The sequence below is a fragment of the endosymbiont of Galathealinum brachiosum genome (assembly GCA_003349885.1).
Classification (GTDB): Bacteria; Pseudomonadota; Gammaproteobacteria; order SZUA-229; family SZUA-229; genus SZUA-229.
The window spans coordinates 227,189-239,627 of record QFXC01000007.1; the positions used below are offsets into that span (position 1 = coordinate 227,189).

The 12,439-nt window shown below is 36.7% G+C and carries 6 protein-coding genes; 2 read left to right on the forward strand and 4 right to left on the reverse strand.

What is annotated here, in order from left to right; translation table 11 throughout:
• Positions 1-14: 14 nt before the first annotated feature.
• From DIZ80_03700 to DIZ80_03710, 3 genes are read right to left on the reverse strand one after another with little or no spacing between them, the layout of a single operon-like run.
• Positions 15-2,975 carry a hypothetical protein gene (locus DIZ80_03700; GenBank protein RDH84582.1) on the reverse strand — a complete coding sequence of 987 codons (2,961 nt, stop codon included), beginning with the start codon at positions 2,973-2,975 and terminating at the stop codon, positions 15-17.
• Positions 2,968-7,038, reverse strand: coding sequence for a hypothetical protein (locus DIZ80_03705; protein ID RDH84583.1), 4,071 nt, complete (start codon positions 7,036-7,038; stop codon positions 2,968-2,970). Before DIZ80_03705 ends, DIZ80_03700 begins: the two co-directional genes overlap by 8 nt.
• 15 nt (positions 7,039-7,053) lie before the next feature.
• Positions 7,054-7,632 carry an excisionase gene (locus DIZ80_03710; GenBank protein RDH84584.1) on the reverse strand — a complete coding sequence of 193 codons (579 nt, stop codon included), beginning with the start codon at positions 7,630-7,632 and terminating at the stop codon, positions 7,054-7,056.
• A 202-nt stretch (positions 7,633-7,834) separates the two neighbouring features.
• Here DIZ80_03710 and DIZ80_03715 point away from each other — a divergent pair, with 202 nt between their 5' ends.
• Positions 7,835-8,881: a DUF3524 domain-containing protein gene (locus DIZ80_03715; protein RDH84585.1), complete on the forward strand. Its 1,047-nt coding sequence runs from the start codon at positions 7,835-7,837 to the stop codon at positions 8,879-8,881.
• 237 nt (positions 8,882-9,118) lie between these two features.
• Here DIZ80_03715 and DIZ80_03720 read toward each other — a convergent pair whose 3' ends face one another.
• Positions 9,119-10,936, reverse strand: coding sequence for a metal ABC transporter permease (locus DIZ80_03720; protein RDH84586.1), 1,818 nt, complete (start codon positions 10,934-10,936; stop codon positions 9,119-9,121).
• A 254-nt stretch (positions 10,937-11,190) separates the two neighbouring features.
• Here DIZ80_03720 and DIZ80_03725 point away from each other — a divergent pair, with 254 nt between their 5' ends.
• A complete protein-coding gene (locus DIZ80_03725) occupies positions 11,191-12,426 on the forward strand; it encodes a hypothetical protein (protein RDH84587.1) in 1,236 nt (411 codons plus the stop codon).
• Positions 12,427-12,439 lie beyond the last annotated feature (13 nt).

A 12,439-nucleotide genomic window follows, 5' to 3' on the forward strand; every position in this document is an offset into this window, starting at 1 on the left:
TTTCAATAACTATATTAATCATCATTAACTAATTTAAGCTCTATCCAGAACGTACTTCCCTTGCCATTAATACTTTCTATTCCAATCTTGCCATTCATTAATTCTATTAAACGCTTACAAATAACGAGACCAATTCCAGTACCTTCAACATTGTTTACCGCATTTAGTCTTTCAAACGGTGTAAACAACTTATCAATTTCTTCTTCTGACAATCCATTTCCTGTATCTGATATACAGATTCGGGCAACATCTTTATCAGTTACGAAGGCCTTAACCCTAATAAGGCCTTTCTCATTATTATATTTAACTGCATTTGATATTAGATTAATTAATATTTGCTTTAGGCGTATTGAATCTGCGAATACAATTAAATTATTAGAGCTGTATTGATCAATAATTTCAATTTCACGAGTGTCAGCCTGTGGACCCGTTAGTGATATACATTGATCAATTACATCATTAACTGATACCTTAGTTATATCAATATCAAGCTTACCTGACTCTATTTTTGCTAGATCAAGCACTTCATTAATTAACATTAGAAGATGATTACCAGCATCTAGAATTTCATTAACATTATCTTTCTGTATATCACTAAACCCTTCAACATCAAGCTCTAGCATCTGACCAAAGCCAAGAATCGCATTCAATGGAGTCCGTAATTCATGGCTCATTCTGGATAAGAAATCTGACTTAGATACATTAGCCTGCTCTGCCTCATCTCTTGCCGAACTCAAGTCAATAGTACGTTGTGTCACTAGTTCTTCGAGATGATCTCTATGTTGACTAAGTTCCTGATTGGCTATATCCCTTTCTAGCTCCAGTGACACTCTTGTAGAAAATACTCCCAGCACGGGCTCAGTCCATTCATCTATTTCCATTTCATTGACATCCATCACCGTCAGAATACCTAGCAATGAACCGTCAAGTGTTACAAGCGGCGATCCAAAATAACTTTCTATTCCCATTTCAACCAACATTTTATCTTCTGGATACAAAGTTGCTGCATCACGCGATATTAATTCTTTTTTTCTATTTAGAACATCCTTACAAGGTGTATTTTTCAATTCATATTCGAAATTTTCAACACGTTTACCATCTATTTTTACTGCTAATGTTTTTACATGATTACCATCCTCAGTTAATAGACCAATAAATGCATATTTACATGAATATAGCTCTGTTAACCGATCTAGTACATCATCTATAAATGAATCAAATTCAAGACCTGAGACTCCTGCGGCAAGAGACCTTAATATCGCTTCAACATGCCCTCGTTCTGATATATCGCGAACAATTGCAAGATGCCCCAGAACATCACCTGCAGAAGAAGCGACCGATGTTGCAACGGTTTCACCTTGAAATACGTTACCATTTTTACGTTTGTATGTTATTTCGTAAGGAAGTGGAATAAAATTAAAATTCGTATCGAATTTGTTTTTATTTGTATCTTTAATATCATCATTTATCGTATAAAGAATTTCAAATTTTTCACCAACTATTTCATCCTCTTGATAGCCAAACATTTCTAACGCCGCACTATTAAACATTTTCATGCTTCTATTCTGATCAATAAAAACTATCGCATCCGGTATTGACTTAAACATGGCTTCAAATCTAGACCGACTTTCTACCGCTTCATTCTCAACAATTTTCTGTTTAGTTACATCCTGGATCGTTCCATAAACCTCGGTCACTTTTCCAGAATCATCTAAGGTTGCACCACCTACACCATGCAACCATTTGATATTTCCACCTACCACACACCTATACTCTACATCCCTGTTCTCACCACTCTTACCTCTATTGAACGAACTTATTACCAGATCTTTATCATCAGGATGAATAACATCTATAAACGCTTCAACAGTTAGATTTTCCCCATCAAAACCAATAATATTTTTCAACTCATCTGAAGCCCAAACCTGATTTGTTTCAATATTTAACTTCCAGTTTCCAATATGGGAAATTTCCTGCGATCTTTTTAAAAACCTTTCACTTTCTTTAAGGTTTTTTTCAATCTCAAGCCTTAAACTAATTTCTTGAGTCAATCGACGATTCCAATAAAAAAAGATAGCTACAATAATTACGAAAAATATTATGATTCTAACAATGTACTGGTAATCAGTTTTTTCTATATACTTATCCTTTATCCAGTTTTCTAATATGGCATACGATTCTTTTTCAGTAATCGTTTTTAAAGACTTTTCAATTATGGAATATAAAACGGGCTCATTCTTATCAACAAACAAAGTAAGATCCATAACAATTGGTGTTTTTCCAACGACTTTAACATTATGTAAACCCATTTCTGCGATGTTATAACTCGCTAACGCCATCGTTGCGAGCATTGCATCAAACCTGCCTTCTGCAATACCTGACAATCCCTGTTGAATATTTTCTACTTCTATAAATTTAAATTCCGGGTATTGATTTAAAATCAAAGATGTATAACCATAATCCTTTATAAGTACAATTTTTTTGTTTTTTATCTCATTCAGATTTTCAATATAATTTTGATGTGAACCCATTATGATAACAACAGGATTACGACTATAACTCTCAACTGGATTAAAATTTTTATTTAAATTCACATCAGCTATATCACCTGATATAACAGACACCTCACCTTTCATAGCAATTTGCAATGAACTTGACCAGGTATTTACAGATATTGATTTAAATCTTAAACCTGTCTTATTTTCTATGATTTTTAAATGATCAGCCACAATTCCAACATAGTTGCCATCTGCATTAAAAGCCTCATAAGGTAACCAGTTCGGGTCTCCCGTAAATTTAATTTCCGGGTTATCAATAATCCATTTTTTCTCACTATCACTTAAAAACTCTTCCGCTGAGATAGAGCCTGAACTGACAAACATAAACATTAAAATCAACAATAACGTCTTAATGTATCGATATATATACGATACAAAGTATTTCATACCTTCTACATCTTTAAACATCTTAATCATTTATCGTTTCCGATAATTTTTTATCCACCGTTTCAAGAAGAGTCGTCACATTAATTGGTTTTGTTATATAATCATCAAAACCTGCTTTTGCACCTTTTTCAATATCTCTTGGCATTGCATTAGCGCTAATCGCTATAACGGGTATATTTCGCGTGATCTCTCTTAACTTCAACTGCTTAAGGACTTCATATCCATCCATACCAGGCAGGTTTATATCCAGTAAAATCAAATCAGGCTTATGCTCCGCTGCAAGCTCAAGACCCAGCAATGGCTCAGGAGCACTCCACATATGTATATTTGATCGTCGACTTAATAATTGATTTACCAGTCTTAAGTTTGCCGGATTATCTTCAATATATAACACTGTATATTTATGTTTCATAATATTCTCAACCTCATTCTTTAGTAGCTTTGAATCATCCTGCAAGTCATCTACATTTATTTTCAATTCATCACTCTTTAATTCTACCCAGAAAGTACTACCGGAACCCTCCGCACTGCTCATGCCAATATTACCGCCCATAAGTTCGATAATATTTTTTGTAATAACCAGACCAATCCCGGAACCTTCCACTTCAGTCTGCTCTGCACCCAAACGATTAAATGCTTTAAACAACTGTCCCTGCTGATCCGTCGATAGGCCATACCCCGTATCAGTAATACTGACGCGGATCAGGTTGCTTTCACTATTTTCATAGTTAATAATTATTTTTCCATTTTCATTATTATATTTAACCGCATTACTTAATAAATTAAGTAAAACCTGTCTAAGCCTGCTGTGATCTGCTCGAACTGCATGTTGTAAATTAATCATCTGATCAAATGAAATTTCAGTTCCATTATGTTCTATACTTATTTCTATGCCTCGTTTTTGTGCCAGTGGTGTTATTAACTGAAACGATTCACTTATAGCTTCTTCAATAATGATACTATCCATCGAAAGTTCTATTCGACCTGCCTCTATCTTCGACAAATCTAAAACTTCATTAATAAGTTCAAGTAAATGACCACCAGCTTTCGTTATTTCGTTCACATTTTCATTCTGTGATTCATTCAACTGCTCCATTTTTAACAATTGACTAAAACCCATAATCGCATTTAAAGGTGTTCGTAATTCATGACTCATACTCGAAAGAAACTGAGACTTTGCTCGATTAGCATTTTCTGCTTCTTCTTTAGCATCAATAATTACTTTTCGATTTTCGCTCTCTAACTCCATCATTCTTTTAGAGTGAATAATTGCTCCATAGGTAATATCAAAAGGACGCAAGAAACTCTGTATTTCTTTATCATAACCATTTTCACGATTAGCTATTGCATATACACCAATTAGCTCATTACCATAAAATACAGGTACTCCCATAAAGCTACTCATTACCGGATGACCTTCTGGTAAACCTGTAGATCGGGAATCATTAGCAGGGTCATTACTAATAACAACTTCACGTGAAATAAGTATATGACCAAACAAATTATTCAGATTTCTAAATTCAATCCCATCCTCTATGCTGTTTTCATAAAGTAGCTGCGTTTCATCATTCCATGCAATATTTGTTATTGCATGCGTTTTTAAATACTGCCCTTTATCATCTGTCAGCACTTCTGCAATAAATCCATAATCACTTTCAGTTAGTAATAACAGGGTATTAAGCATGCCATTCATTGTTTTTCTAAAATCAGACTTTTCTACAAAACTGGTTGCAGAATGATGAAGCCTGTCTACCAGACTTTTTTGCAAACTTAACTTATCGAGCAGTTCTACCCTTTCTGTTATATCACTATGTATACCAATCATTCTTAATGGCCTATTGCCCTGATCACGTGAAACAACGGTTCCACGACATAGTACCCATATATAATTACCTTGCTTACACTGTAACCTTAATTCAACACTATAATTTTCTGACCTGCCCTGCAGATAGTCCTGCAAACTTTTCTGTATCCGCGCCATATCATCAGGATGCACCATCTTTACCCAGGTATCTAATTTATGCGCTAACTCATTTTTTGTGTATCCAATCATTTTCATATAGGTTTCTGAAAACTGCATACTATTACTCTGCATATCCCAGTCCCAGACTCCATCACCCGCTCCTTCAACCGCAAAAGCAAATCGCTCTTCTGTTTCATGAAGTTTTTCTTCTGATTCAATTCTGTCAGTTATATCCTGCACTGTACCCGTCAGATTGATTAAATTACCCGCCTCATCAGTTTCAGCCTGTGCCAGTTCATGAACATAACGAACTGAATCATCACTGAGTATAATTCTATGAATCACATCATGAAGTCCGGTCTGTTGTGCCTGCTTTTCACTTTCTTCAAGCTTTGCAAGATCATCGGGATGCACCGCTTTTTTAAATGCTTCAACACTGGGTTTTATACTGCCGGGCTCATAACCAAAAATACGATAAATTTCATCTGACCAGACCAATTCACCACTAATAACATTCGCTTTCCAGTTTCCAATACGTGCTATCGACTGAGCCTCACGCAGTTGCTTTTCACGCTCCTGTAAATCTAATTCAGCTTTTTTTCGAGTATTAATATCCTGTACAACACCCAGCATATGTAATGGCTTACCATCGACACTACGAACGACATCACCACTTTCCTGCACCCATCGTTCACTGCCATCTGCCCATATCACTCTATGTTCAATGTTATACTCTGATCCCTTCTCTACACAGTTGTTCACCGCATCTATTACATTTTGACGGTCATCCGGATGAACTGCCGCCAAAAAATTTTCATACGTTGTTTCAATTAATTCTTTTTCATAACCAAATAAAGGCCAGATAAGATCTGACCAAAAAAGTTCACCCGTTGTTATATCCCAGTCCCAGGTGCCAATTTTTGAAAACTGCTGACTACGATTCAGTCTCTCTTCGCTTTTTCTTAACTCTGTAACATTTGTACGGGCAGAAACATACTTATAGGGTTTTCCTTTATTATCAAGAAACGGAACGATCGTTGAGTCCACCCAGTATTCTTCACCATTTTTCTTATGATTGCAGATAGTGCCACGCCAGATTTCACCTTCAGAAACTGTCTTCCACATTTCCTTATAAAACGAATCAGGATGTAAGCCTGATTTAAGCAATCGATGATTCTGCCCAAGTAATTCTTCACGACTATAACCACTAATTTCACAGAAAAGATCATTTACATTGGTTATTTTTCCCGTCACATCAGTGCAGCTAACAATGTCATGCTCGTCCATTGTTGCTAGCTGAAATTTATTTTCTCTAAGAACATGCTGTAGATTTTTATTTAACTGATAAATTTGCCTTGCTCTTTTTACTCTGGCATTAACAGCAGCAAGAAAATGATCAACAGATACTGGTTTTGATAGAAAAAAATCCCCCCCGAGATTCATTGCAGCCAGTTGATTTCCCAGATCAACTTCAGAAGACAAAAAGATAATTGGCATTTGTGCCCATGTATCATCCTGACGTATCACCTGAGCTAACTCAGACCCCAAACACTCTGGCATCTGGATATCCATAACAATAATATCTGGATTAAATTTTTCTAAAACATCTAACGCCTGTAACGGTTTACTAAGCATTTCACATTCAATGTTGGCTTCTTTTAATACCGATTCATAAAACTCGAGCATGAGTTCATTATCATCAATACACAACACACGATAAGGATTAACATTTAACTGATCAGTTAACTCTATTATGGTTAGAAGAAATTTTTCACAATCTAATGGCTTACAGAAAAATCGGCTTACACCCGCTCTAGCAGATGCCAAACGAGTTTTCATAGTATTGTTCTGTGAAATTAATACAATTGGAAGACAGGATTTAAATCGATTATTTATTCCTGAAATTTCATTCAAAATTTCTTTATCTTCTTTAAAGTCCTTTTCTATAACAAGACAGGCTGGCATTTTATATTCACATGCCTGTTTCATCTCACTTAAATTAGAAAACACATTCACAATAAAATTATCCTGCTGAAGCAGTTTAATAATATTTTCTATAATTAACTCATCACTCCCTGTTAGATAAATATACTGAACATCTTGCTGTTCTTTAACAGTTTCTATATTCATCGACTTAAGCAACCTTTACTTTAATTTTTCACGTACAAGAGCTTCCAGCTCTTTATAAGGAACAGGCTTAGTTAACTGATGTACACTTTCTGGTAACCCTCCTTTTTCCTCAACCTCATCGCCTCTAAGACCAGTGATGACAATAATCAAACTATCCTGTAATTCCGGCATTACCTGTAGAGCCCTTACCATCTGAAACCCATCCATATTAGGCATTTTTAAATCAGTAATAATAATATCGGGAATGGTATTCCCTATTTTAACTAGTCCCTGGTAACCATCTCTGGCAGTAACTACCTGCGCATTAATGCCCCATGATTCAAACTGTTTAATATATAAACGAAGCTGTTGCTCATTATCCTCAACAATTACAACCGACAATTTGTGCTCTGGTGCACTCTTTCCCGCTGTAGCAGCCTTCTGTTCATTTAACATCTCTTCTACAGATATTCGAGCTATTCGCCTGTGCCCACCATCAGTTGTCCACGCACTTAAGGAACCATTGCTGGTCCATAACTGAATAGTGCTCACCGCTACACCCAACAACTCTGCAGCCTCTCGGCTGGTGTAATAATTTTTTTCTTTGCCTGACATAATTATCTCAGTATATACTCACAATATACAAGGTTATAGTACAAATCGTCATTTTTGTCAATTTCATCAGTTTCATCATTTGATGATATTCACAATTAACGGGATTACATCTATTAATCATCTGCAAAATATCACATGTATAATGACTAATTATCAGCCCCAAACCAGATTTCAGGGTATTTACAGCACTTAATACAGGCAAATTGTGGACAAAAAAAAAGTAATCTGGCTACTCTCAGCCTACCGATCTGATAGTCATGCAGCCTGGGCAGACGGGTTAATAGCATCTTTTAGAAATTTTGACTGGTTTAAGCTCGAATTAAGCGGTCGTCATTTTCGTTGGAGAATTCGCGGCAACCCTTTATCCTGGATAGACAAGATACCGGCAGAACAACCTGATTTAATACTGGCTACATCAATGGTTGATCTAGCCACACTCAAAGGGCTTCACCCTCAGCTGGCTAATACCCCCTGCCTTTATTATTTTCACGAGAATCAGTTTGCTTACCCTATAAGCAAACAACAACATCAGTCTGTAGACCCGCAAATGGTACAGTTATATGGTGCATTAGCCGCCAGTAAACTTCTGTTTAATTCAGCTTATAACCGTGATTCTTTTTTAAAAGGTGTCGATCAACTTTTAAAACGATTACCTGATGAAGTACCCGGTAATATTACCAGCCGACTAAGCATTAAAACTGAAGTTTTGCCGGTTGCAATAAAAAGAATTGAATCTCAGGGTGAAAAAAATCCACAACTTATTTTATGGAACCACCGCTGGGAATACGATAAAGCTCCGCAGGTGTTCGCCGATGCACTGGTCAAATTAAAAAAGCTGAATATTGATTTTCAACTCGCATTACTAGGTGTTCGAGCTGAAAAAAAACCATCTTATTTAATGCAGATAGAAAATGAGTTTAATGATCAGATTATTATTAACGAGAAAGTGTCAAAACTAAATTACCAGAAATATCTACAACTATCTTCAATTGTTGTCAGTACCGCGATACATGAATTTCAGGGGTTATCGATGCTCGAAGCGGTTAGTGCAGGTGCCATACCGGCTGTACCGGATGATTTATGTTATCAGGAACAATATGCTGAAGAATTTCGTTACAAAGCGGGTGATAGCGATGCACTGGCTGAAAAAATAATTCACTACTTTAACATCAGACCTGCAGCACCTGATATCTCTCAATATTATGATGAGGCACTTAAACAAAAGTGGAATGATACTCTTAGAGAATAACTTTTCCCTGTTAAGCAGAGTAAATGTAAACGCTGCTGCGAAACATCCCCCCTCTGGAGAAAGGTCGCGTTTTTTTTTGCGCCCACCCCCTCTTAACCCATACCGCTATACACTGACAGTGCAGGCATCAGACTTCGTAAAGTTCTTGATGGCATTACAACAGGGGACGGAGCGCAAAAAGCAGCGGTCCATCCTCAGTCAAAGCAGGCGTATATGTGTGTGCATTTATCTATTACATCAAAGCGCAGCTTCTTCATCCTGCTGCATTTTCCACAAACTTGCATATAAACCATTTTTATCCAGTAACTGCTGATGCGTTCCCTGCTCTTCTATTCTGCCTTGCTGCAAAACAATAATATTATTCGCATCGACAATAGTTGACAAGCGATGAGCGATAACTAAAGTCGTATGCTCTTCTGCCACCTTTTTTAATGATTTAAGAATAGTCTGTTCCGAATGCGAATCTAATGATGATGTTGCCTCATCAAATATCAAAATTCTCGGATTTTTAAGAATAACTCTAGCAATAGCAATACGTTGTTTTTCACCACCGGAGAGCTTTAACCCACGTTCACCAACAATAGTGTCATAGCCATCTGGCAAAGATTCTATGAACTCATCTATATTCGCAATTTTCGCGGCACTTCTCACTTCGCCCATTGTTGAGTCGGGGCGAGCATATTGAATATTGTGAAAAACACTTTCGTTAAATAACACGGTATCCTGTGGCACAATTCCTATATTCTTACGTAAACTAGCCTGGCTAACATCCTGTATATTCTGTCCATCTATCTGAATTTCACCCTGATTCGTATCATAAAAACGAAACAGTAATCGGGCCAGTGTTGATTTACCCGCACCGGACGGACCTACCACGGCAACTTTGTGCCCACTGGGTATATCAAAACTCACATCATGCAATATCTGTCTTTCTTTATTGTATGAAAAATTAATATTGTTAAATGTTATATTTGCCTGATCAACAAGTAGATCTTTTGAATCATCTGCATCCTGAATTTGTGGCCTGTTATCAAGCAATTTAAACATCAAATCCATATCAGCAAGTGAATGTTTCATCGAGCGATAAATTATGCCGAGAAAACCTAATGGTATAAATAACTGCAACATCATGGCGTTTACCAGCACCAGATCACCGATTGTCATTTCTCCAGCGACAACGCCCTTAGCTGCAAACACCATAACCAGCGTGACACCAACAGCAATAATTGAACCCTGACCAAAATTTAAAAGCGCCATCGAACTGGTACTTTTAACAGCAGATTCTTCCCATTTTTCTAATGTATCGTTATAACGATTTACTTCGTATTCTTCATTATTGAAATACTTAACCGTTTCATAATTTATCAAACCGTCTATTGCCCGTGAATTAGCTTCTGAATCATGAGCATTCATTTCATGACGAAAATGCATACGCCACTCAGTTAGCGCCATTGTATAAGCAAGGTATATAACCACCGTACCAAATGTAATTAACGCAAATTCAGCATCATATTGACTAAATAAAATAACGGCAACCAGTACAAACTCGGCAAGAGTCGGAATAATATTAAAGGTCAGGTAATTTAAAATTGAAGACAGGCTACGAGCACCCCGATCGAGGTCACGGGAAATACCACCTGTTTTACGCTCCAGATGAAAACTAAGCGACAGATCATATAAATGTGTTACTACTTTTTTTGAAATATCTCTCATTGCCCGATATCTCACCCGGGCGAAAATAGCATCCCGCAGTTCATTGAATAACACATTCATTAAACGTAAGGCACCATAACCAAGTAACAAAATAAGAGGCAGTTCTATGGGGAGTTGTTGAGGGATAGAGCTAATGCTGCTCACAGATACATTCAAAGCATCAACTATATCTTTTAATACAAGCGGAATACTGACTGTTGCTACTTTGGCTAACATCAACGAAACAAGCGCTACAAGCACTCTTCCCTTATAGCTCCATAAGAAGGGTAACATCCGTTTAAGGTTAATAAGGTCAGTACGCTCAGTATGAGGCGCCTCGGTTGCACGATGAATTGTATGCATATAATTTAGGGGGAATCTTGAAGGTTAGAATAATTGGATCACATTATACTTAAAGGACATAACTAATAACAGATTCTCTTCGCAGCCAATGGGCTAATATACCTAATATCAAAGGGATTAAGCACGTACATTACCCAGCTGAACAGACCCATTATGGTTATATTCTGCTATATTCAATATAGAATAAAAATTTTTGGGTTTAATTAGTAATCCGGGCCTGCACAGCAGGTTATTTAATAAGGGCACATCTATTAATGTCAATAAAAGAAATAAAAGTCAGAATTGGCGATCTTGAGCCAGGCATGTACGTAGCCCACCTTGACAGACCATGGACTGAAACCCCGTACCAGTTACAGGGTTTTATTATAAATTCACTTGATGATGTAGATGAATTATTCAAATATTGTAAATACGTGTTTGTTGATGTCGAATTAAGCGTTGCCGCTGATACGGTTGAAAAATTAAAACACCCGAAAGACTTATCAGATGATGAGAGAAAAGAATCTCTCATCAATATGAAACCCAAACATTATGAGGAAAAAACAGATTTAAATGATGAGCTGGAAACCGCTCGTGAAAGCCATAACATGTTATCAAATGTTGCTGAAAACATTATGGTTGATATCACCAACAACAAAAGTCTGGATCTACCCGCTCTAAAAAAAGCCATTACCCCAATGGTTGATAGTGTTATTCGTAACCCTGATGCTTTTTCCTGGTTAACTCGAATGAAATATAAAAATAACTACATTTATAACCATTCAGTTAGCTGTTCTGTCTGGGCAGTTGCATTTGGCCGTCATCTGGGTATGCCAAAAAAAGATCTGCAATCTCTGGCTATAGGCGCCCTACTATTTGATGTAGGCAAAATGAAACTACCTGATAAATTAATCAACAATACCAAACGATTTAATCAGTATGAGTTCAAGTTAGTAAAATTACATGTTAAACACAGTGCAGATATCATAAGCACTATAAATGACATCAATAAAGATATTATTGAAATGGTAAATACTCACCATGAGCGGCACAATGGCAGTGGTTACCCTAATGGCCTAAGTGGAAACAAGATACCTATATTTGGTAAAATAGCAGGCATTGTGGATTGTTATGATGCCATTATATCAGAGCGCCCATTTGCTTCTGCCATGTCACCACACGATGCAATTAAAAAATTCTATGAATGGCGCGACATTGATTTTCAGGCTGAGTTAATTGAACAGTTTATACAGGTTGTTGGAATTTACCCTGTCGGAACCATTGTTGAATTAAGCAACGGCACAGTGGGCGTGATTATTGCTCAACACAGAGTATGGCGTCTCAGACCTAAAATAATGTTATTGCTGGATGAAAACAAAGATTATTACAATCATTTTGATACTATTGATCTATACACTAAAGAAAACGATGATGATGGTAACACACTGGAAATTGTAAAAAGCATTGAACCGGGAATGTACGGCATAGACCCGGAACAGTTTTATCTTTAGGAACACACCTTTG